Genomic DNA, 22,774 nt, shown 5'->3' with positions numbered 1-22,774 from the left:
GCATCCCCCTCCTTCGCTGAATCATGTTATGAGGGCAGCACCCCTATACCTAGGATGTATATGATACAAGCACCGCAAATATATGAGGTTGTTCAAAAAGTCGGCTTATGATTATGAAGCAAATCAGGAAATGAACCGGCATAGATTATAATATATGAACAACAAAGAAGACGATCCGAGTTTATCGAATCGTCTTCTTTGTTGTAATGAAGAAGCAAGTCGGAGACTATAACGGCAGCCCCATTTGGAAAACCGTCCAATAGCTGAATCCTGTGAAAGCCACAATCATATATCCCCAGAACAACAAGATATAAGTTTTCTCTGTGAATTTCAAATAGCCAAACAGCATGAAGAATGCGGTCTGCATAAAAAATAACAAAGCCATTTCAATGAGGTTCCCGGCAAAAGCCATAAGTCCGATGGAGAGTGTGAAAAAGCCGAGGACGCGGAACATGCGTGCCAAGCGTGAATCCCCCTTTCCTATGTATACGCTTCATCCAAATTCTACAATTTATTATACCCGTAACCTTATCAAGTGTAAACGGAAAGTCACTAAAAAGAATGAGATTCCTAATAAAATGTGATTTTTATTATTGTTGTAACCATGGAGCGCACTGGGGATAGCTTGTATTTTGCAAAGATATGTATGGACAAGGTTGAAAATGGAAATACATTTTAATACCAAATAGATTCTATGAACTCTATGAGAGGCATAGAAATGGAGTAAGAAGTTATTTCACCCATTCGCCTGCCGGGGTATAGGCTGGAGACGGTATATTTAGGATGTCGTTAGGAGGTTTATATTGCATGACAGCAGTGAGACAAGATGCGTGGAGTGCGGAAGATGATTTAATTCTGGCTGAAGTGACTTTGCGCCATATTCGTGAGGGCAGTACCCAACTGACTGCCTTTGAAGAAGTAGGGGAGAAGATCGGCAGAACCGCGGCTGCTTGCGGTTTCCGATGGAACAGTTGTGTACGAAAAAGATATGAGGCAGCGATAGGAATTGCAAAAGCACAACGGCAAAAAAGAAACTATATGAAGAAACAGGGATCACTGACAGGAAGCCCGGCTGTAGCCTCATTAACCTCGGTTGAGCTGGATGAGGGAATCTACAAAAATGACGGCGTTACCGAAGAGACGATCTCGATTGATGCAGTCATCCGCTTTTTGCGCGGGTGGAAAAATACGGTTCAAGACAGCAATCGTCACGTGAAGATGTTGGAAAAAGAATTGCGTATGAAGGATGAGGAGCTGCATAATCTGCGCGAGGAGAATAAACGCTTGTTCTCGCAGGTGAACGAGGTTCAGAGTGATTACCGCGTCGTAAATGATGACTATAAAGCTTTGATTCAAATTATGGATCGGGCCAGAAGGCTTGCTTTTCTTAATGAAGAGGAAGACGAGAGCAAGACAAGATTCAAGATGGATGCTAACGGCAATTTAGAGCGAATTGAATAGCAGAATCAATAGAATTAACGAGGGTCCCGTCGCAATTGCGGCGGGATTTTCTTGTGGTGAAGTGGATTGTACTTTGTATTTATAGGGGCAGGTCTGGTATAAAATAGTAGATGGTTAAGGAAGGATGGTTGTTCGGATGAACGTAGACATCATTGGAGCGGGGGCTCTTGGACTGTTATTTGGTGGCAAGCTGGCCGCTCGGGGAGTGCGGGTTCGCTTCTGGACGAGAACGTTGGAACAGGCGCGATTGTTGGCAGGAGAAGGAATTCAAGTTGAGGAACCGCATTCCGTTCCTGTGAGCATTGCTTCATCTATGATTTTGGCTCATCCGGTAGATGATATAGTCGGAGGTTCAGGGGATATCAGTGAAGGAGAAAAGCCTGATTGGATATTCATCACGACGAAGCAGCGCAGTGTCGACCATAGCTTGCTTGAAGCCGTTGGACGGCTTGCCGGCCCGGAGACGGGGATCGTCTGCTTCCAGAACGGGATTGGTCATGTCGAGATGTTCCGAAGCGCCTTCCAGGACAGGAATATCTATGTAGCTGTAACGACAGAAGGAGCAAAGCGCAGCGACGCCCGTTCCGTTATTCGTTCAGGCGCTGGTGCTACGCAGATTGGTATCCCGCAACCCGGCGAATTTCTTCGATATAACGATGATTCATTAGATGAGAGGAAGGAGCAGAACAAGGAAGAAGATTTGCTTAAAATGCTTGAATCGGCAGGATTTGAAGCCTTTTTGTCGAAAGACATCGATAGGGAAATTTATAGGAAACTGCTTATAAACGCGGTGATTAATCCGTTAACTGCGATTTGGCGAATCCCAAACGGAGAGCTGCTGAATACGGAATCACGCCAAGTGATGCTTCGGCAGTTATGTGAGGAAGGAATGCGAATCTATGCAGCGCATCAAATCCCTATTCCTTCTAATATGTATGAACAGATTGTATCTGTCTGCCGCTCGACAGCCGGGAATACCTCATCGATGTTAAGCGATGTGCTTAAGGGAGCGCCGACCGAAATTGACTCTATAAATGGACGGCTGGTGAAGTTGGCCCAGGCTGCCAATATACCCGCTCCAGGACAAGAAATGGTATGGCGTTTGGTGAGGGGACTCGAAGCCACAGACGAATAAGGACATAAAAATTAGTTTTAGGTCTGAAAATTACAGTTTATAAGGAGGGTCTGCCTTGGATGTACTATTAACGCCGGTTTTTATATTTACGGTATTGCCAATAATTCCATTTTTTCTGGTCTATTTAATTAGTATTTTCTTGAAAAAGGAAAAGAGAGCTTCATTGCTGCTGGCCATGGATGTGACAACGTTTTTCCTTATTTTGTCTGTCTCCATCCTGTTTAATAACGTATTTCATTCCCAGTTTGGCTTCTATTTAATACTGCTTATTCTCTTGATTGTCGTGGGTTTGATCGGCGGAGCCCAGAACAGATTGAAGGGGAAAGTCGATGTGGGCAGGATGCTGCGCGCCGTATGGCGCCTCACTTTCGCCGGGGCAGGGATCGTCTACATTATTTTGTTTCTCATTAGCTTTTTTACATATATTTCTGCCATTTAGTTCAAGCTAAGTGAGAAGAGAACGGGCAATACATATTGAAAAAAAATCGCAAATAATTAGCGTAATGAGCTCAAAATGTCAATATTGTATATCTGACTATTTTGTTAATTAAATGTTTCATTTTTATTAACTAGTGTTCTATTTCAGAAAATTTATATTGGATTTTTTTGACCGCTGGTTGTATAATCTTAAAACATATACCACAAACATACTTAAGGGGGACACAGCAAGGATGAAGAAGAGTAAAAGTTTATTGCTTCTTTTGACACTCGTTCTTGCGGTCGGTACGCTATTATCTGCTTGCGGATCGAACGAGAGCAAGAACGGTGCTTCAAACGGCGGCAACAATGCAGCAAACAATGCTGTTAATGAAGGTGACGTAAAGTTGGCTGCGGATCAAACATTGAGAATCAACTTGAGCGCAGAACCTCCAACATTTGACCCAGCACAGGCCCAAGACAGTCAAGCGAACACAGTGCTTAAAATGATGTATGAAGGCCTTGTACGTCTGGATGCTGACGGTAAAGAAGTTCCGGGCGCTGCCGAATCTTGGGATGTTGACGGAACGAAATACACTTTCCATCTTCGCAAAGATGCTAAATGGAGCAATGGCGATCCTGTAACAGCAAAAGATTTCGTATTTGCTTGGGAACGCGTGCTAAGCCCTGACACACAACCAGCTGCACCTTATGCTTACCAATTGTACTATATCAAGAATGCTGAAGAGTTCAACAATGGTACTATTAAGGATTTCAACGAAGTTGGTGTAAAGGCTTCTGATGACTATACTCTTGAAGTGGAATTGGTTAACCCAACTCCATATTTCCTCGGTTTGACTTCATTCTATACGTTATACCCAGTTCATCAATCCGTTAAGGATGATGCAAAATGGGCAACTGATCCTAGCAAAATGATCGTTAACGGACCTTACACGTTGACTAATTGGACAACCGGTCAATCTCTTGAAGTGACAAAGAACGATCAATATTGGGATAAAGACAGCATTAAATTGAACAAAATTTCTATGTCTTTGGTAGAGAGCGGTGCTACTGAACTCGAATCCTACCGTAATGGCGAGCTTGATCGTGCGGGCGCACCTAACGGTGAAATCCCATCCGACCAAATTCCAATCGTACAAAAAGAATTGCCTGATGAATATAAAGTAAAAGGTATCGCTGGTACCTACTACTATCAATTTAACTCCAAAGCTGAACCATTCCAGAACGCTAAGATTCGTAAAGCATTCTCGATGGCTATCGATCGCCAAGCGATTGTAGACAAGATTACAATGGGCGGACAAATTCCTGCTTATGGCGCTGTACCAGAAGGTATTTTGGGCGCTGAAGGTGAATTCCGTACTGAACATAGCGATAAAGAGTACTTCCAAGAAAACGTTGATGAAGCTAAGAAGCTGCTGGAAGAAGGAATGAAGGAAGAAGGCTATACTAAGCTGCCTGATATCACTTTAATCCACAACAACGGTGAAGGACACAAGAAAGTCGCTACTGCAATTGCTGACATGTGGAAGAAAAATCTTGGCGTAGACGTTAAGATTCAAAACCAAGAGTGGGGCGTATTCCTGAAGAATCGTCAAAACCTTGACTATCAAATCGCTCGCAGCGGCTGGTCTGCTGACTTTAACGATCCGATGACATTTATGGATTTGTGGATGACTGGCGCAGGTAACAACGACTTGGGCTACTCCAATCCTGAGTATGACCAACTGTTGAAAGATGCTAGATCTGAATCTGACTTGAAGAAGCGTGATGAGTACTTCGCAAAAGCGGAAGAAATCTTCATTAAAGATGACATGGCTTATATGCCGATCTACTACTACACTAACGTAGCGCTTGAGAAACCAAACCTTAAAGGCGTAGTTGTTGACTACAGCGGTGCGGTAGACTACACTCGTGCATACCTGACTGAAGAATAATTTGTCGGTAAAAATACACAAATGACGAATAATTAAATAGCAAGTTTGGGATATATATGTGGTATTCCATATATATCCCCTTTTTTTTGCATCTTTCTTCCAAGTTATGTGGTCATATGCAAATTTATCGAATAGACAAATGAAAAGGTTTGCCCTAAAATCGATTTATATCGTTTTTTGTCGAAAATTATAAGAGGAGGTGTTAACGGGTATGGTGCGCTACATTGCTAACAAACTATTCTACACATTGGTTTCGCTGTTCATCTTAATCTCCGCCACCTTCTTTCTTATGAAAGCAATACCGGGTGATCCTTTCATGTCGGAAAAGAAAGTTCCAGAGGAGATCAGACAGCGTCTCATGGAACAATATGGTTTGGACAAACCCGTTTTCCAGCAGTACACTAAGTATCTTGGAGATATCGTTCAAGGTGATTTGGGGATTTCAATGAAGAAGATTAACCAAGAGGTATCGGATATCATTGGACAAACTTTCTCCGCTTCACTTAAACTGGGGCTTGTCGCGATCATTGTATCCGTCATTATCGGGGTGTTGCTCGGATTACTGGCAGCCCTCTATCACCGGAAAATTATAGATAATGTGACGATGGTGCTAGCGGTTCTCGGAATTGCAGTTCCAAGCTTCGTGCTTGCTTCATTGTTGCAATATGTGTTTGCTTCCAAGTTGCATTGGCTCCCTACGATGGGATTCAAAGGGCCGATGTATTATGTCTTACCTGTAGCAGCACTTTCAGCGCAGCCTATAGCCTTTATAGCCCGTCTGACGAGGTCGAGTATGCTAGAAGTCCTGCATGCGGACTACATCAAGACTGCTAAGGCTAAAGGCTTAAGTTGGTTTGCTATTTTGTTCCGCCATGTGGTTCGCAACGGGATTATGCCGGTTGTTACCTACATGGGGCCAATGACCGCGAATATCGTTACTGGTTCGGTAGTTATCGAGCAGCTCTTCGGTATTGGTGGTATCGGTAAACAATTCGTACAAGCGATTACAGTTCGCGACTATCCGATGATCATGGGGATCACGATCTTCTATGGAGCATTATTGATGATTGCTCGGTTGATTACTGATATTGCTTACGGACTTATCGATCCGCGAATCAAGCTTAATGCTAGGAAGGAGGGCTAATCCTTGGATGCTAATCAACAAATCAAAGTGATGCCGGCACCGGCAGACCTGACTGCAAAGGACTTTGCAAGAATTGGTACGGATGAGAAGCAGGCCGAAGTCATTCAGCGGGAGAGCATTTCCGCATTGAAGGACGCTTGGCTCAGACTGCTTTCAAATAAATTGGCTATGACGGCATTGTTTGTTCTGATTGCCGTCGCAATTATGTCTATTATCGGTCCATGGATGTCTAAATTTAACTATTATTCAAATGATCTGTTAAATACGAATTTGAAACCGAACGCAGAACACTGGTTTGGTACGGACGACTTCGGTCGGGATATGTTCGTGCGTACATGGTACGGAGCGCGTATCTCGTTGACTGTAGGTTTAGTTGCTGCTCTGATTGACCTTTGTATTGGGGTTGTTTATGGCGGAATTATGGGCTTCTTCGGCGGACGTGTCGACACAATCATGAACAAGTTCTCTGAAATTTTATACGCAATTCCCTACTTGCTCGTAACGATTCTGTTGCTGGTTGTTATGGAGCCAAGTTTGGTTACGATTATTATCGCATTGACGATTACCGGCTGGATTAATATGTCCTGGATTGTTCGTGGCGAGATTATGCAGCTTAAAAATCGTGAATTTGTGCTTGCATCGCGTTCGATGGGTGCGGGATCGGGACGCTTGTTGTTCCGTCACTTGTTGCCGAATGCACTCGGTCCAATCATCGTTACAGTTACTTTGTCTGTACCGAATGCGATCTTTGCGGAAGCATTCTTGAGCTTCCTTGGCCTCGGCGTTCAAGCGCCGGTTGCATCGCTGGGTTCGATGATTAACGACGCATTGACCGGTTGGTTGTATTATCCTTGGCGCATGTTGTTCCCGGCGGTTCTGATCAGCTTGATCATGCTGTCGTTTAACATTCTTGGCGATGGACTTCGCGATGCGCTGGATCCAAATCTGAAAAACTAGGAGGTGGAATGATGGAGCCGATTTTACAAGTCAAAGATTTGCATGTCTCCTTCTCGGTTAAGGGCGGCGAAGTAAAAGCTGTTCGCGGTATGAACTTTGAAGTGGGTAAAGGGGAAACGGTTGCGATTGTCGGTGAATCCGGAAGTGGTAAGAGCGTAACGGCCCAAACGATCATGCGCCTGATTCCGTCCCCTCCGTCAATTATTAAGCAAGGTGAAATCTTGTTCCAAGGACAAGATATATTGAAGAAAAGTAATCATCAAATGGAAGCTATTCGTGGTAAAGATATTGGCATGATATTCCAAGACCCGATGACCTCCTTAAATCCTACGATTCGCATAGGTAAGCAAATTACTGAAGTACTCATTAAACATCAGAAAATGTCAGCGGGTGAGGCGAAGAAGCGCGCGGTAGAAATGCTTAAGCTGGTCGGCATTAAAAATGCCGAAGCCCGTTTTAATCAATATCCTCATGAATTTTCCGGCGGTATGCGCCAACGTGCGATGATCGCCATCGCTCTGGCTTGTCGTCCGTCCCTGTTGATTGCCGACGAACCGACCACTGCGCTCGACGTTACTATTCAGGCACAGATTATGGACGTCATGAAGGAAATGCAGCAGCGTCTTGGCACATCGATCATTCTGATTACGCACGATCTTGGTGTCGTTGCCGGAATGTGCGATCGTGTTATTGTAATGTATGCTGGTGAAGTAGTAGAGACGGGAACGAAATGGGAGATTTTCAAAAACCCGCAGCATCCTTATACCAAAGGCTTGCTTAGATCGATGCCGCGTCTTGATCAGAAGAAAGGCGAGCCGCTGATTCCAATTATCGGTACGCCGCCGGATTTGATTAAGCCTCCGATCGGTTGTCCTTTCGCGGCGCGCTGCGATAAGGCCATGAAGATTTGTGAGCGTATCGATCCGGAATCAACAATATTTAGCGATACGCACCATGCACGGTGCTGGGATCTGCATCCAATGGCCAAGGAGGTGCATTCGAATGAGTAAGGGCAAAACCCTGATTGAAGTAGAAGGGCTTAAGAAGTACTTCCATGTCGGCGGAGGAAATGTTCTCAAAGCCGTTAACGATATCAGCTTTTCTATTGCTGAGGGGGAAACCCTCGGGCTCGTTGGTGAATCAGGCTGTGGTAAATCGACAGCAGGACGTACGATTTTGCGTCTGTATGAACCAACCGGAGGAAGTGTGAAATTCAACGGTGTTGATATCAATACACTTTCCCCAGGTAAAATGAAGGCGATGCGCCGCGATATGCAGATGATCTTCCAGGATCCGTATGCATCGTTGAACCCGCGCTTTACAGTAACGGACATTATCGGTGAAGCACTCGATATTCACAACATGGCCGGATCGCGTCAAGAGCGGAAGAAACGGGTTGAGGAATTGCTTGATATGGTTGGGCTTAACCCGGACCATGCTACCCGTTACCCGCATGAGTTCTCCGGTGGTCAACGTCAGCGGATCGGGATCGCCCGTGCACTGGCGGTAAATCCGAAGTTTATTATTTGTGACGAGCCGATCTCAGCGCTTGACGTATCGATCCAGGCTCAGGTCGTTAACCTGCTGGAAGATCTGCAGAATCGTCTCGGACTTACTTATCTATTCATTGCCCATGACTTATCTATGGTTAAGCATATTAGTGATCGGGTTGCCGTAATGTATCTTGGCCGGATTGTAGAGTTGGCAGAAAGTGAAGAATTGTATGCCAATCCGATCCATCCTTATACGAAGATGCTCTTATCGGCTATTCCGATTCCGGACCCTGAGGTTGAAGCGAATAAGAAGCGGATTATCCATGAAGACGGCGATAATGGCCCGATTCAATCTGCTAATGGGGCCTCCGGCGGTGGTGGAATGTATGATCTGGAGAACTCCGAGCTTGTGGAAGTTTCGAAAGGCCATTTTGTTTCCATGCCGAACAAGGGTTAATCGAACAGCAATCATGAATGGAATGAAACTCTCACCTGATATGACGTAGGTGGGAGTTTTATTTTAGGTTGAAGGATGCACTTTATCGATAGCATATGATATATTTTTAAGGGATCAAGAGTAGAACGGGGGATATGACCTGATGAATATTGTGCAAGAGCCACTGGCGTTAAATAAACCGCTCTCAGAGGCTTATCTGAATCATTTTTCGAGCGTACAGCAATTATATCAATATGATGCCATGAATGAAGCAAGCTGGAAGGAAAGGCTGGAATGGCTTCATGAATCAGAGCATTTGCGCCTTCCGCGCGGGCAAGTCGTTGAGAGATTGCGTGAATATAATCTGCTACATAATCCGCATGAGGCCGTATCTCGTTCTCTGGATACTTTGGAGAAGCCGGATGCTGCCATAATCGTTGGTGGACAGCAGAGCGGCCTGTTCACAGGTCCGCTGCTTGTCATCTATAAAGCAGCGACGATTATCAAAGCAGCGCAGCATGCTGCGAAGCAATTGAATCATCCGGTTGTTCCGGTGTTCTGGATCGCAGGCGAGGACCATGATTGGGATGAAGTGAATCATACCTATGTCTTGTCTGCGGATCTATCGGTTGCACGGATCCGTGTTGCACGGGAGACAGAGCAGCGTTTGCCTGTCAGCATGAATGCCATCGCCAGAGAAGAGTGGGAGCAGGCGATCTCAGAGTTGGAGCAGCTGCTGCCTGATACCGAGTTCAGACCCGGGCTGTTGGAACTGCTTAGCCAAGTGTCGGAGGGCTCACCTACATTAAGCGATGCTTTTGCCAAGCTGCTGGGAACCTGGTTTGGCAAATACGGATTGGTGCTGCTTGATTCGGCTGATCCGGCTCTGAGACAGCTTGAGTCGCCGATCTTTGAGAGAATGATCGACGAGAATGACCGGTTAGGAGCAGCTTATCGTGCCGCAGCTGATCTCTGTCAATCCCTTGGCTATCAGGCACAAGCTGATGTTGCCGCGGATGGAGCTAACCTGTTCTATATTCATGAAGGAGAACGTCTTTTGCTGTTCAAGCATGATGGAAGATTTAGAGATCGTAAAGGGAAAGTGCACTTCACAGCGGACGAGCTGAAGTCAGAGCTTGGTCGCCATCCTGAACGGTTCAGCAACAATGTGCTGACCAGACCGCTGATGCAGGATAGCCTGCTGCCGGTACTTGGGGTGGTGCTAGGAACGGGTGAAATCGCCTATTGGGCCTTAACCGGATCGGCATTTAAGGCGTTTGGGTTAAAAATGCCTTTGCTGCTTAACCGGGAGTCTTTTACAGTCATAGAAGGAACGCTTCATAAGCATATGGATAAATACAATTTGAGCTGGGCTGATGTGAGCGATCATAAAGTCTTTGCACAGAAAAAGGAGCATTGGTTGGCTGAGCAGGATTCCTTGCATCTGGATGAACGCTTTGAACAGATCAAGGCTGCCTTTACGGAACTGTACGATCCCTTGATCGAACAGCTCGGGGGAATTCAAGCAGGCTTGCTTAAGCTGGGGGCTGCCAATCGGGAGAAGATCGTCGAGCAGATGGAATATTTGCGCGGCCGGGCCAAAGATGCGCTTGGCAAGGCTAACTCAGCAGGGCTTCGGCATTTCGATCGAATCGAATTATCGCTCTTTCCACAACATAAGCCGCAGGAGCGGGTCTACAATATTTTCTACTATCTGAACCGTTATGGAAATGAATGGCTCGATCACCTGTTGGAAATTCCTTATGATATTTCCGGGGAGCATCGTATCATCTATTTATAGTGTTGGACCGGATACCGCATGGCTTGTTTTGAGGGACTATACTAGCCAAGGAGGAAATGGGATGAACAAAGCAGTTGAAAATAGCATGATTGCAGATTTGCGGCTTGCTCCTGAAGGCCATTTGAAAATCGATTGGGTAGAGGCTCATATGCCTGTGCTTTCACGGATTCGCAAGCAGTTTGAAGCAGAGCAGCCTTTCAAGGGACTGAAGGTATCCATATCTCTTCATCTTGAGGCGAAAACCGCTTATTTGGCTAAAGTAGTGCAGGCTGGTGGTGCAGAAGTGACGATTACCGGCAGCAATCCGCTCTCTACGCAGGACGATGTGTGTGCTGCCCTGGTGGAGGATGGCATTACGGTGTATGCCAAATATAATCCGGAGCCTGCGGAGTATAAGCAATTGTTGATTCGCGCGCTGGAGACGAAGCCGGACTTGATTATCGATGACGGTGGAGACCTGGTGACCATCCTCCATTCGGAACGCCCCGATCTGCTTGAGAACATACGCGGTGGTGCGGAGGAGACAACGACAGGTATTTTGCGTTTGAAAGCGATGGATAAGGAAGGGCAGTTAAAATTCCCGATGGTCGCCGTCAATGACGCTTATTGCAAATACTTGTTCGATAATCGCTACGGAACAGGCCAATCCGTATGGGATGGCATCAACCGGACGACCAATCTGGTCGTAGCCGGCAAGACGGTTGTCGTCGTTGGTTATGGCTGGTGCGGCAAGGGCGTAGCGATGCGTGCCAAGGGGCTTGGAGCGAATGTGATCGTCACTGAAGTAGATGCGATCAGAGCGGTGGAAGCCCATATGGACGGATTCCGGGTGATGCCGATGACAGAAGCGGCCAAGATAGGCGACTTCTTCGTAACTGTCACGGGGAACCGGGACGTGATCCGGGGCGAACACTACGATGTAATGAAGGATGGAGCAATCCTGTCCAATGCGGGACATTTTGATGTGGAAGTGAACAAGCCGGAGCTAGCGGCGCGTTCCATCTCGATCAGAACTGTGCGTCGCAACATTGAGGAATATCATTTGAAGGACGGACGGAAATTTTATCTCCTTGCGGAGGGGCGGTTGGTGAACCTCGCTGCAGGAGACGGACATCCGGCGGAAATCATGGATATGACCTTTGCTCTGCAGGCGCTATCGCTTAAGTATGTAAATGAGCAGTACGAGCGGATCGGCAAGACGGTCGTTAATGTGCCGTATGAGTTGGATGAGCAGGTGGCCCGCTTCAAGTTAGAGAGTCTGGGCGTTAACATCGATACTCTGACAGATGAGCAGCGTACTTATCTGGATAGCTGGCAGGAGCACTAAGCCAAGCCGACTAAAGGATATCTCCTTATAAGATGTTGCCAAGCAATATGCTGAAAATAATACCAATTTCCCCTAGAAAGCAGGCTTCGAGGTTGGATAACCTTGAAGCTTGTTCTTTTTTTGGCTGTTTTCATCAATTGAATTTCCAAATATTTTTTTTGCTTTTAGCAGGAATTTTCCTTAATATGTTGAATATAACCTTCATTGTGGTGTAAAGTGGTGTAATGTGGGGGAAAGAGGTTAGGGGTGAGCGAAGCCGATGTTTATGGGGGAATTCCAACATAGCATTGATGAGAAGGGCCGTATTATCATTCCGGCTAAGTTTCGCGATCTTCTGGGGACCTCTTTTGTTGTTACCCGTGGTCTTGATCAGTGTCTCTTTGTGTATCCCGTAACAGAATGGGAACTGCTGGAGCAGAAGCTCAAGACTTTACCACTAATGAAATCCGATGCTCGCGCGTTTACTCGCTTCTTCTTCTCTGGAGCTACCGAATGTGAATGGGATAAACAGGGAAGGGTAAACATACCAAGCAACCTGAGGCAATATGCGAAGCTGGAGAAAGAGTGCGTGGTGCTGGGGGTGTCGAATCGCGTTGAGATTTGGAGCCGCTCGACATGGGAACAGTACTTTGAGCAGTCGGAAGAATCTTTTAATGAAATCGCCGAGAAACTGGTCGACTTCAATTTCGACCTGTAAGGAAATTCAAAAAGTATTTTAAGTAATTTAAAGTATTTTATCTACTAAATGAGATGTTCGAAAAGTCCAGTTTTCAGCACCAAGAAGGTTGGATGAAGCTAGGGATTGAGAAGCGGAGCGTACGTTTGGGTACGAGAGCATCGGAAAGCCCGGGTGAATTCAAGATTCGATGTCGAATAGACTTTCAGTGCTGCTTCGTGATCAAAAGTGGACTTTTGAATGACCTCAAAAACAGTCTGGAGGGCTGCAGTCTTGTTCCATCACATCACGGTATTAAAGGCAGAAGCGACAGAAGGGCTGAGCATTAAGCCAGGCGGTATATATGTAGATTGTACGCTGGGTGGCGGAGGTCACAGCTCAGTCATTTTGTCACAGCTCAGTGAAGGCGGCAGATTGATCGCTTTCGATCAGGATGATTGGGCACATGAAAACGCCAAAGAGGTGCTTGCTCCCTATCGGGATCGCCTTACTTTGGTGAAGAGTAATTTTCGTCATTTGCAAGAGAAGCTGCTGGAGCTTGATTTTGTTCCAAGGCAGGATGGTTTGCCACAGGTAGACGGTATTTTGTTCGATCTGGGGGTATCTTCCCCGCAGTTTGATGAAGGCGAACGTGGGTTCAGCTATAATGCTGACGCGCCGCTGGATATGCGGATGGATCAGTCCGCTGCACTTACGGCTCGCGATATCATCAACGATTGGCCTGAGAAGGAGATTGCACGGATTCTGTTCCAATACGGCGAAGAGAAATTCTCGCGCAGAATTGCCAAGGTTATCGTAGACCAACGTAAAACCTCTCCAATTGAGACGACGGGTGAACTGGTCGAACTCATCAAGGCAGGCATTCCGGCAGCAGCGCGAAGAACCGGAGGCCACCCGGCCAAGCGAAGCTTTCAGGCGCTGCGTATCGCGGTAAATGATGAGCTGGGAGCGTTTGAAGAAGGGCTGCATGCGGCAGTTCGTTGCCTGGCTCCAGGAGGCAGGGTTTCCGTTATTACCTTCCACTCCTTGGAGGACCGGATCTGCAAGCAGATTTTTGTCAGTTATGTAGAGAAATGCACTTGTCCTCCGGATTTCCCAATGTGTGTATGCGGGGGCCAAGGACAGTTGAAATTGATAAACCGGAAGCCCATCGTTCCCTCTGAGGAAGAGTTGGCGCTTAATTCCAGAGCACGTTCAGCCAAGCTGCGCGTGGCGGAGAAATTGCAATCCATAGAAACAGCAGGGGGAAAGTGAGATGGCGTATACACGTGGAAATCTAGCAGTAAAAGAGAAGGCAACGGCACGTGGACAGAATCCGCGCTACCGTGAGACAACAAAGGTAGTAACTCGCAGGTCACCGCTTCCCATTCGTGAGAAGCTGCTGTATATGGTGACGATTCTTTTCTGCGTCGGCATCATGGGTGGATTGCTATGGCAAAATTCGCAATTGTATGATATTAAACGGCAAGCTTTTAATCTAAACACAGAGATTCAAAATATTAATGTTCAGGTGAAGGAACTGTCGATCCAGAAGGAGAAGCTGGAGGAACGAATTCCTGAAGAAGCAGCCAAGCTAGGGTATGTTGAGCCGGTAAATGAAGGCGTCCATGTTCAAGTACCGAATTCGACGACAACGGAGAATCAGGATACGGATGTTGCAACTGTTCGATAAATTGAGTATTAAGAGGTTTTTATTATGATCAAAAGAATAAAGCTTCGTACACTGCTGATAGGGGGAATCATTACCCTCTTTTTTGCTGTCTTGATGCTCAGAGTGTTCTGGGTACAGGTTGTAGAAAATAATTTCTGGCAAAGTTATGCCGAAAATCAATGGTCTAAGAAGAAGGTGCTCACTGCCACCCGGGGGACAATTACCGACCGGAATGGCGATGTGCTGGCTGTTGATGCTCCAGCTTATACTGTCGCGGTGAATCCGCAAATTATTAATAAATACGAATTGCAGGAGGAGGTCGTACAGGGGTTACATCAACTGCTTAACAAGGATGAGGGTGAATTAAGAAAACTTGTAAATGCCAAGAGAGAGAATGGCGGCTTCTATTCGCAGCGTGAAGTAAGAAATGAAGGATGGAAGATTGATCAGGAGCTTCGGGATCAGGTTGAGAAGTTCTCGGACGAATTGAAGGAAAAGCATAAAATTCCGGATTCAGGTATCTTGCTGCTGAAAGAGAGCAAACGCTATTATCCTAAAAATAGTCTTGCAGCGCATGTGCTTGGTTATACGAATCGTGAAGAAAAGGCGGTATCCGGGATTGAGGCTGCCTTTGACGAAGAGCTGACGGGGCAAGATGGAGCCATTGAATATAAGAGCGATGGCCGTGGGATTGAGATCCCGAAAGCGAGCGAAGTTTACACCCCGGCAAAAGATGGCAAAGATATTCGGTTAACAATTGATGATACAATACAGTATTATATTGAGGACGCGATGACAGAGGCATTCAACCAGCTGAGGCCGATCAGTATGACGGTGATTGCCGCTGATCCGAAGACGATGGAGATTCTGGGAATGGCGAATCTGCCAAGCTATGATCCCAATGAATACTGGGTAGATGTAGACCAGAAAAATTTTTATAATCATGCGATCAAATCGGTCTATGAGCCTGGCTCGACCTTTAAGATTGTAACTTTGGCGGCTACGGTACAGGAGGGCCTGTTCAATCCGAACGGTTATTATATGTCAGGCAGCATCCGCGTACCTGGACAGACCATTCATGATGTCAGACGTTCGGGCTGGGGCAGCATCTCATACATGGAAGGGGTTAAGCGTTCCAGTAACGTCGCCTTCGTCAAGCTGGGTTATGAAATGCTGGGTCCTGATCTGATGAAGCAGTATGTTGATAATTTCGGCTTCGGACAAGCTACGGGAATCGAGCTTCCGGGAGAGGCGAAGGGCGTCGTATCACCGGAGCAGCAGGCAGACTACGCGGCGATGACTTATGGTCACGGTAAATTGCTGGTTACTCCTTTACAGCAGGTGGCTGCAGTGGCGGCCATTGCTAACGGAGGAAAGCTGATGACACCGCATATCGTCAAGTCCATTACGGATCCGCTGACAGGTGAGACAACGGTCACGCAGCCAGAGGTTGTTAAGCAAGTTATTTCCCAGGAAAGTGCGAAGAAAACCGGTGAATATTTGGAGCAGGTCGTCTCGGATTTGAAGATCGGTAGTGGGCGTCATGCTTATATCGACGGGTATCGGGTTGCAGGCAAGACCGGCACTGCAGTGAAGGTTATTAACGGGAAATATGATTACAAGAAGCAGGTTTTATCCTTTATCGGATATGCGCCAGTGGATGATCCGAAAATAGCGATGCTGGTGGTTATCGATGAGCCGCAGGATTCTGATCTGGGCGGTGGAACGGCGGCTGCGCCAATCTTTAAGAAGATTATGAATCAGACATTGCAATATTTAGGCGTGCCTAAGAAATTTGACACCAAGACTACGTCGGATAATGCGAATAACGGAATCAAGGCTCCGGATTTAAAAGGCTTGTCCGTTCAGGAGGCCAAGAATAAGCTTGCCGGTCTGGGCATCAACTATGCAACGCTTGGCAAAGGCACAAAGATTGTCTCGCAATTTCCAAAAGCCGGTGCCATATTAAAGACAGGCCAACATATGTATTTACTGTCAGAGGAAGGGGATAAAGTAAACATCCCGAGTCTGAAAGGCCAGTCTCTGAGGGATGCAATGGAGCTGCTCTCTGCTATAGGTGTGGAAGTGAATATAGAAGGTGAAGGTTATGTTGTCTCTCAAACTCTGACGAAGGAGAATGGCAAGAGGCGAATCGATCTTGTACTTGAGCCTCCGATCAAGGAAGGTGAGGAATCGGGGCAAGATGAGCAGAACGATGAAGCTGCTCGGGAGGAGAATCCCGATGAGAGCTCGGGTTCTTCTCCATAGCTTGTTCTAACCCCTGTTTGTCCTGAATATTTATGATATGAAACCAATTAATGCTCAGGATGAAACAGGGGGGCCGCTTTCTATGAAAATCTCCAGGCTTACGATAAGAAGAAGACTGTTCGTGCTGCTGTTTATGCTATGTGTGCTATTCATGGCTCTTGTTGCCCGGCTAGCTTATGTACAATTGGGCAAGGGGGCGGAATTGTCGGCGAAGGCAGAGGATTCCTGGCGGCGCAATATTCCTTATTCCGCGAAGCGAGGCGAGATTAGTGATCGCAATGGGAATGTGCTCGCTTATAATGTTACGACTCCTACGGTTATGGCCATCCCTGTGCAGGTGAAATCACCGGAGACGACAGCGCATAGTTTGGCGCCGCTGCTCGGGATGAGCGAGGAAGCTGTGCTTAAAGTAATCACTAAGAAAGAATCCATAGTCAGGCTACAGCCCGGGGGTCGCAAAATTACGATGGAAAAGGCACAGGAAATTCGTGATTTGGATCTGCCGGGTATTGTTGTTGCCGAAGATAATAAAAGATATTATCCTTATGGAGGACTTGCCGCGCATATACTGGGCTTCACCGGAGGATACAATCAAGGTTTGACGGGGCTGGAGAGTAAATATGACAGTGAACTTAGCGGGATGAATGGCAGTGTATCTTATTTGTCCGATGCCGGTGGACGGTTAATGCCTGGCTCATCAGAGGTCTACGTGGAGCCTAAGGATGGACTGAATCTGCAGCTGACTATTGATAAGTCGATTCAGAGTATTATAGAACGCGAGCTTGATCAAGCGATGGCTAGGCTAAATGCTGACTCCGCATTGACGATTGCGATGAATCCGAAAACAGGCGAGATTTTGGGTATGGCAGCGAGACCCGGATATGATCCGGCCACCTATCAGGATGTTGATCCTCAGGTGTACAATCGGAATCTCCCAATCTGGATGACTTATGAACCGGGTTCTACCTTTAAGATCATTACGCTGGCGGCGGCTTTGCAGGAACAGAAGGTGGATCTTCAGCATGATCATTTCTATGATCCTGGCTTTGCCAAGGTCGGAGGAGCTACATTGCGCTGCTGGAAGAAGGGTGGACACGGGAGCCAGACCTTCCTGCAGGTTGTCGAGAATTCCTGCAACCCTGGGTTTGTTGCTCTGGGGCAGCGGCTTGGCAAGGAGTCTTTATTTAAGTATATTAAGGATTTTGGATTTGGCAGCAAGACTGGAATCGATCTCAGTGGTGAAGAGAATGGCATTCTGTTCAAACTGTCCCAAGTCGGTCCGGTAGAGCTGGCAACTACGTCCTTTGGCCAAGGGGTGTCGGTGACGCCGATCCAACAGATCACCGCCGTGTCGGCAGCGATTAACGGAGGCAAGCTATTCAAGCCTTACGTGGCCAAATCATGGACGAATCCGGATACCGGACAGATCGTCGATGTTACAGAGCCGCAGCTTGTCCGTCAGGTGATCTCTGAGGAAACTTCACAGAAGGTGCGGGCCGCGCTTGAGAGTGTGGTAGCGAACGGCACAGGCGGCAATGCATTCATCGATGGATACCGCGTTGGAGGGAAGACGGGGACAGCTCAGAAGGTAGTTAACGGACGTTATTCCGCGAATGAGCATATCGTGTCATTTATCGGGTTTGCCCCGGCGGATGATCCGCAAATCGTCGTATATACAGCGGTGGACAATCCGCAGGGAATTCAGTTCGGCGGCGTGGTAGCAGCGCCTATCGTGCGCAATATCCTTGCCGATGCGCTTGACTATTTGAAGATTCCGCCGCGCAAGGATCAGGTTGCGAAGAAGTATAAATACGGCGAGACGCCGGTTGTTACGGTTCCTGATCTGATCGGCTACACAGCGCAGGATATCTATGAAGATATGAACATGAATTTCAATTTGGTGAAATCAGGAGCGGGTTCTATCGTTATCAATCAGGCGCCCAAAGCGGGTACAAGAGTGGATAAGGGCTCAACAATCCGCATTTATATGGGAAGCGAGGCTGAGGCCGAACAAGAGCTTGAGCACGATCATGAGCATGAGTAGCCAAAGGCAAGAAGATATGGACGTGAAAGAAAGATGTACCGTCAACTTATCATTTCAGTGAAATAATATCCTGAATTGAATTTGTTTTGGCGATACTATAAATATCGGTAAGATTTTGACGGAGGGGTCCTATATGCTGCTTAAAGATTTAGCATCTTATTTAATAGCTTCGGAAATTTCGGGAGATGAGAACGCCAATTGTCAGGGAATCTGCTTTGATTCCAGACAAGTGAAGCCCGGCGATTTGTTTCTCTGTCTGCCGGGACATACCGTTGACGGCCATCAATATGCGAAGCAAGCCGCTGAGCAGGGGGCCAGTGCGCTGGTCGTACAGCGCTTCCTGGAAGAGGTTCCGCTGCCGCAGCTTAAAGTGAAGGACAGCCGTCTCGCTATGGCGGTACTCGGCAATGTATTTTTCAATTATCCCAGCAATCATTTGAAAGCCATCGGTATTACGGGAACGAACGGGAAAACAACAACAACCTATTTGGTTGAGCAGATTTTGCTGGATCAAGGCAACAAGCCGGGGTTAATCGGTACGATCGAGCGCCGCTTTGATGGCAAGGCAGTCCCTATGCCGCGGACGACTCCGGAAGCGCTGGACTTGCAGCACTACCTGCACGAAATGGTGCAAGGAGGCGCGTCTCATTGCGTAATGGAGGTATCCTCGCATGCGCTTGAACAGGGCAGGGTCAAAGGGACGCATTTCCGCACTGCGGTGTTCACTAACCTGACTCAGGATCATCTTGATTACCATGAGACGATGGAGGCCTACAAAGCAGCAAAGGGCTTGTTCTTCTCCCGCCTTGGCAACGAGTATCCGCAAGATCCGGCTGAACGGAGTTATGCGGTGTTGAATGCGGATGATGCAGCTTCTGATTATTTTGCGAAGCTGACTTCAGCAGAGACGATTACGTATGGGGTGGACCATCGAGCAGATGTCAGAGCCTCGAATATCTCCGTGACAGCGCGGGGAACCAGCTTCCATGTAGAGACTTTCCGCGGCAGTGCAGACATCGCATTGCGTATGGTCGGCAAGTTCAATGTATATAATGCCCTGGCTGCTATCGCAACAACTCTATTGGAAGATATTCCGCTTGAGAGCATCAAACAGAGTCTGGAATCGATCAAGGGGGTTGAAGGCCGGGTTGAAGCTGTAGACGAGGGCCAGCCTTTTGCGGTTATTGTGGATTATGCTCATACTCCGGACGGTCTGGAGAACGTACTGCGCACGGTCAATGAATTTGCCAAGGGCCGGGTGATATGCGTGTTCGGCTGCGGTGGAGATCGCGATCGGAAGAAGCGTCCGATCATGGGCAAGATCGCAGCGAAGTATGGAGATCACGTTATTATCACATCGGATAATCCGCGGACGGAGGACCCGGCATTGATCTTGAAAGATATTGAGGCAGGGCTTATCGAGGACAATATTCCGCTAGAACGTTACGAGCTCAGCGTAGACCGCCATGCCGCGATTCAAAAGGCTATTGAAATGGCAAGCCGTGACGATGTAGTATTGATTGCGGGGAAAGGACATGAGACCTATCAGATCATTGGTAAGGAAGTACATGATTTTGATGATCGTCTTGTAGCCAAAGAAGCGATAAGGGGTTTAGTAAAGTGATAAAAAGAAAATTAGCGGACATTGCCGCCATGTGCGGCGGACAGGTGGCTAATGTCGAAGATAACAACCTAATCATTCATGGAGTAATTACTGACTCCAGACATATTCAGCAGGGATGCCTGTTCGTACCCTTGTCTGGCGAGAGATTCGACGGGCACGCCTTCGTTGCAGACAGTCTGGCGAGCGGGGCAGGAGCCGCGCTGTGGGAACGCTCTAAGGGCAACCCTCCAGGACCGGCTGTTCTGGTCGACGACGCCCTTGAAGCGATGCAGCTCCTCGCTAAGAGCTATCTAGCAGCCGTAGGTGCTAAGGTAGTCGGAATTACCGGCAGCAACGGGAAGACAACGACAAAGGACCTGCTGTATGCCCTGCTGGCTACTACTTACAAGGTGCATAAGACGGGCGGCAATTATAACAATCATATTGGAATGCCGCTTACTATCCTGGCCATGCCGGAGGATACCGAGGTGGCTGTGCTCGAGATGGGCATGAGCGGTCGTTATGAAATCGAGTTTCTTTCAAAGCTCGCGGAACCGGAGGTGGCGATCGTCACCAATATCGGTGAATCGCATTTGGAGCAGCTCGGTTCCCGTCTAGAGATTGCCCGTGCCAAGTTGGAGATTCTGTCGGGAATGAAGACGGGCGGCTTGTTCGTATACAATGGCGATGAACCGCTAATTACGGAGGTGCTGGCTGATCCGAATACACCAAAACCGGAGCAGCTGCATACACTGACTTTTGGTGTAAATGGAAATGATGATATTTATCCGAGCGGAATCATGTTCCTGGAGCAGGGTACCCTGTTCACCCCAAATGTCGGGGAGACACCGCTTGAGCTGCCGCTTCTTGGCGAGCATAATGTTGTAAATTGCCTCGCGGCACTTGCGGTTGCCAGGCATTATGGCGTGGCGGAGGCCGATATGAAGGAAGGCCTTAAGCACGCGGAGCTAACTGGGATGCGGATTGAAATTGTTAAAGGCGCAAACGGGGTAACGATCCTGAACGATGCCTATAACGCGAGCCCTACTTCTATGAGAGCGGCTGTGAATGTGCTGCACAAGATGAAGGGATGTCGGAATAAAATCGCCATACTCGGGGATATGCTTGAGCTCGGAGAAGATGAAGTGCAGTTCCATCAAGAAGTAGGCGAGTATTTAACAACAGAAAATACGGATTTGTTGTTTACTTTTGGGCGCCTGGGCAAGGAAATTGCTGTTGGGGCGAAGAAACATCTCGCTCTGGACAATATTTATGCATACGATGATAAAAGCGAGCTTATTCATAAGTTAATCAGTGTACTGCATCCGAAAGATGTGGTACTGGTGAAGGCCTCACGCGGAATGAAGCTGGAAGAAGTCGTCGAAGCGGTCAAACATAGCAAATTACATCAATAATTACCGGCGAGAGGAGGGTGATCCCATGGATTACGGACTTATCTTATTAACGATTGGAGTATCTTTCATTTTGGCTGTCATATCAGCCCCTCTATTAATACCTTTATTGCGGCGGATGAAATTCGGTCAGCAAATTCGTGTAGAAGGGCCGCAGAGTCATCAGAAGAAAGCGGGCACGCCTACAATGGGCGGGGTCGTCATTATATTAGCTTTTACGATTGCCTATTTAAAATTCTCTGTAGTGAACACGGACTTCTACGTCTTGCTGGTGGCTACGCTCGGCTTTGGGCTGGTAGGGTTTCTGGATGATTACATTAAAATTGTATTCAAACGATCCCTGGGACTGACACCTAAGCAGAAGCTATTTGGTCAACTGCTATTCGCCGGTATTATTACTGCATTGCTTGTATCGGAAGGACATAGCACAGCGATTGGCATCCCAGGAACGGGCTTTGCCTTTGATTTGGGACCATGGTTCTACTATCCATTTATTATTGTGATGATGCTGGCGATCAGCAACGCGGTCAACTTCACGGATGGCCTCGACGGCCTTCTGTCCGGCGTCAGCGGCATTGCTTTCGGTGCATATGCGATTATCGCCATGCAGGCTACCTCCATGGTAGCAGCAGTCTGCGCAGCGGCTATGATCGGGGCAGTGATTGGATTTCTAGTGTTCAACGCGCACCCGGCCAAGGTATTTATGGGCGATACGGGCTCGCTTGGCATCGGCGGAGCGATTGCCGGAATCGCGATCGTGACGAAGAGTGAATTGCTATTTTTAGTCATCGGCGGCGTCTTCGTGATTGAGATGCTGTCGGTCGTCTTGCAGGTAATCTCTTTCAAGACACGCGGTAAAAGAATTTTCAAAATGAGCCCGATCCATCACCATTTCGAGCTGTCAGGCTGGTCGGAGTGGCGTGTTGTCACGACATTTTGGGCGGTCGGCCTCGTGCTAGCTGTCGTTGGACTTTATTTGAACAAGGGGTTGTAG

General features: G+C 47.5%; 19 protein-coding genes. 18 read left to right on the top strand and 1 reads right to left on the bottom strand.

What is annotated here, in order from left to right; translation table 11 throughout:
- Window positions 1-226: 226 nt before the first annotated feature.
- Window positions 227-463 (bottom strand): DUF2626 family protein, encoded by a 237-nt coding sequence (locus DMN77_RS04305; protein ID WP_068782066.1) that lies wholly within the window; start codon window positions 461-463, stop codon window positions 227-229.
- 344 nt (window positions 464-807) lie between these two features.
- Between DMN77_RS04305 and DMN77_RS04300 the strand changes: the two genes are divergently transcribed.
- The 18 genes from DMN77_RS04300 to mraY all read left to right on the top strand — a co-directional run bounded on the left by DMN77_RS04300 (window position 808) and on the right by mraY (window position 22,774).
- Entirely contained in the window at window positions 808-1,461 is a 654-nt protein-coding gene (locus tag DMN77_RS04300) for an RsfA family transcriptional regulator (protein WP_068782065.1), read from the top strand.
- A 136-nt stretch (window positions 1,462-1,597) separates the two neighbouring features.
- A complete protein-coding gene (locus DMN77_RS04295) occupies window positions 1,598-2,596 on the top strand; it encodes a ketopantoate reductase family protein (RefSeq protein ID WP_068782064.1) in 999 nt (332 codons plus the stop codon).
- A 55-nt stretch (window positions 2,597-2,651) separates the two neighbouring features.
- Window positions 2,652-3,035, top strand: coding sequence for a DUF3397 domain-containing protein (locus DMN77_RS04290; RefSeq protein WP_179013704.1), 384 nt, complete (start codon window positions 2,652-2,654; stop codon window positions 3,033-3,035).
- 232 nt (window positions 3,036-3,267) lie between these two features.
- Window positions 3,268-4,968, top strand: coding sequence for a peptide ABC transporter substrate-binding protein (locus tag DMN77_RS04285; protein ID WP_179013702.1), 1,701 nt, complete (start codon window positions 3,268-3,270; stop codon window positions 4,966-4,968).
- A gap of 211 nt (window positions 4,969-5,179) precedes the next feature.
- A complete protein-coding gene (locus tag DMN77_RS04280) occupies window positions 5,180-6,112 on the top strand; it encodes an ABC transporter permease (RefSeq protein WP_068782061.1) in 933 nt (310 codons plus the stop codon).
- 30 nt (window positions 6,113-6,142) lie between these two features.
- Entirely contained in the window at window positions 6,143-7,069 is a 927-nt protein-coding gene (locus DMN77_RS04275) for an ABC transporter permease (protein WP_179013960.1), read from the top strand.
- An 11-nt stretch (window positions 7,070-7,080) separates the two neighbouring features.
- Entirely contained in the window at window positions 7,081-8,079 is a 999-nt protein-coding gene (locus DMN77_RS04270; protein ID WP_068782059.1) for an ABC transporter ATP-binding protein, read from the top strand.
- A complete protein-coding gene (locus DMN77_RS04265; protein WP_068782058.1) occupies window positions 8,072-9,019 on the top strand; it encodes an ABC transporter ATP-binding protein in 948 nt (315 codons plus the stop codon). Before DMN77_RS04270 ends, DMN77_RS04265 begins: the two co-directional genes overlap by 8 nt.
- A 142-nt stretch (window positions 9,020-9,161) precedes the next feature.
- The gene (gene bshC, locus DMN77_RS04260; RefSeq protein WP_179013700.1) at window positions 9,162-10,799 is read left to right on the top strand and encodes a bacillithiol biosynthesis cysteine-adding enzyme BshC; all 1,638 of its coding nucleotides are present in this window, start codon (window positions 9,162-9,164) and stop codon (window positions 10,797-10,799) included.
- Window positions 10,800-10,860: 61 nt separating this feature from the next.
- The gene (locus DMN77_RS04255) at window positions 10,861-12,126 is read left to right on the top strand and encodes an adenosylhomocysteinase (RefSeq protein WP_179013699.1); all 1,266 of its coding nucleotides are present in this window, start codon (window positions 10,861-10,863) and stop codon (window positions 12,124-12,126) included.
- Window positions 12,127-12,385: 259 nt separating this feature from the next.
- The gene (gene mraZ, locus DMN77_RS04250) at window positions 12,386-12,823 is read left to right on the top strand and encodes a division/cell wall cluster transcriptional repressor MraZ (protein WP_068782055.1); all 438 of its coding nucleotides are present in this window, start codon (window positions 12,386-12,388) and stop codon (window positions 12,821-12,823) included.
- A 252-nt stretch (window positions 12,824-13,075) separates the two neighbouring features.
- A complete protein-coding gene (gene rsmH / locus DMN77_RS04245; RefSeq protein ID WP_068782054.1) occupies window positions 13,076-14,056 on the top strand; it encodes a 16S rRNA (cytosine(1402)-N(4))-methyltransferase RsmH in 981 nt (326 codons plus the stop codon).
- 1 nt (window position 14,057) lies between these two features.
- A complete protein-coding gene (locus DMN77_RS04240; RefSeq protein ID WP_068782053.1) occupies window positions 14,058-14,474 on the top strand; it encodes a hypothetical protein in 417 nt (138 codons plus the stop codon).
- A gap of 24 nt (window positions 14,475-14,498) precedes the next feature.
- Window positions 14,499-16,721 (top strand): penicillin-binding transpeptidase domain-containing protein, encoded by a 2,223-nt coding sequence (locus tag DMN77_RS04235; RefSeq protein WP_068782052.1) that lies wholly within the window; start codon window positions 14,499-14,501, stop codon window positions 16,719-16,721.
- An 82-nt stretch (window positions 16,722-16,803) separates the two neighbouring features.
- Window positions 16,804-18,765, top strand: coding sequence for a stage V sporulation protein D (locus DMN77_RS04230; protein WP_068782051.1), 1,962 nt, complete (start codon window positions 16,804-16,806; stop codon window positions 18,763-18,765).
- A 133-nt stretch (window positions 18,766-18,898) separates the two neighbouring features.
- Window positions 18,899-20,389, top strand: a complete 1,491-nt coding sequence (locus DMN77_RS04225) for a UDP-N-acetylmuramoyl-L-alanyl-D-glutamate--2,6-diaminopimelate ligase (protein WP_179013697.1) — start codon at window positions 18,899-18,901, stop codon at window positions 20,387-20,389.
- On the top strand, window positions 20,389-21,783 hold the full coding sequence (locus DMN77_RS04220; RefSeq protein ID WP_372775450.1) for a UDP-N-acetylmuramoyl-tripeptide--D-alanyl-D-alanine ligase: 1,395 nt from the start codon (window positions 20,389-20,391) through the stop codon (window positions 21,781-21,783). The genes DMN77_RS04225 and DMN77_RS04220 overlap by 1 nt, the downstream gene beginning before the upstream one ends.
- 25 nt (window positions 21,784-21,808) lie before the next feature.
- Complete coding sequence (gene mraY, locus DMN77_RS04215; protein ID WP_068782049.1) at window positions 21,809-22,774, top strand: phospho-N-acetylmuramoyl-pentapeptide-transferase; 966 nt, start codon at window positions 21,809-21,811, stop codon at window positions 22,772-22,774.

It is taken from the genome of Paenibacillus sp. 79R4, assembly GCF_013393165.1.
GTDB lineage: Bacteria > Bacillota > Bacilli > Paenibacillales > Paenibacillaceae > Fontibacillus.
The sequence above is the reverse complement of the archived record's forward strand: the minus strand, read 5'-3'. Positions and strand labels throughout refer to the sequence as shown.

What these genes read in the sequence shown, in the direction of transcription:
- DMN77_RS04300 (WP_068782065.1), top strand. Translation starts at nt 808, where the DNA reads ATGACAGCAGTGAGACAAGATGCGTGGAGTGCGGAAGATGATTTAATT.
- DMN77_RS04295 (WP_068782064.1), top strand. Translation starts at nt 1,598, where the DNA reads ATGAACGTAGACATCATTGGAGCGGGGGCTCTTGGACTGTTATTTGGT.
- DMN77_RS04285 (WP_179013702.1), top strand. Translation starts at nt 3,268, where the DNA reads ATGAAGAAGAGTAAAAGTTTATTGCTTCTTTTGACACTCGTTCTTGCG.
- DMN77_RS04280 (WP_068782061.1), top strand. Translation starts at nt 5,180, where the DNA reads ATGGTGCGCTACATTGCTAACAAACTATTCTACACATTGGTTTCGCTG.
- DMN77_RS04275 (WP_179013960.1), top strand. Translation starts at nt 6,143, where the DNA reads ATGCCGGCACCGGCAGACCTGACTGCAAAGGACTTTGCAAGAATTGGT.
- DMN77_RS04270 (WP_068782059.1), top strand. Translation starts at nt 7,081, where the DNA reads ATGGAGCCGATTTTACAAGTCAAAGATTTGCATGTCTCCTTCTCGGTT.
- DMN77_RS04265 (WP_068782058.1), top strand. Translation starts at nt 8,072, where the DNA reads ATGAGTAAGGGCAAAACCCTGATTGAAGTAGAAGGGCTTAAGAAGTAC.
- bshC (WP_179013700.1), top strand. Translation starts at nt 9,162, where the DNA reads ATGAATATTGTGCAAGAGCCACTGGCGTTAAATAAACCGCTCTCAGAG.
- DMN77_RS04255 (WP_179013699.1), top strand. Translation starts at nt 10,861, where the DNA reads ATGAACAAAGCAGTTGAAAATAGCATGATTGCAGATTTGCGGCTTGCT.
- mraZ (WP_068782055.1), top strand. Translation starts at nt 12,386, where the DNA reads ATGTTTATGGGGGAATTCCAACATAGCATTGATGAGAAGGGCCGTATT.
- DMN77_RS04240 (WP_068782053.1), top strand. Translation starts at nt 14,058, where the DNA reads ATGGCGTATACACGTGGAAATCTAGCAGTAAAAGAGAAGGCAACGGCA.
- DMN77_RS04235 (WP_068782052.1), top strand. Translation starts at nt 14,499, where the DNA reads ATGATCAAAAGAATAAAGCTTCGTACACTGCTGATAGGGGGAATCATT.
- DMN77_RS04230 (WP_068782051.1), top strand. Translation starts at nt 16,804, where the DNA reads ATGAAAATCTCCAGGCTTACGATAAGAAGAAGACTGTTCGTGCTGCTG.
- DMN77_RS04225 (WP_179013697.1), top strand. Translation starts at nt 18,899, where the DNA reads ATGCTGCTTAAAGATTTAGCATCTTATTTAATAGCTTCGGAAATTTCG.
- mraY (WP_068782049.1), top strand. Translation starts at nt 21,809, where the DNA reads ATGGATTACGGACTTATCTTATTAACGATTGGAGTATCTTTCATTTTG.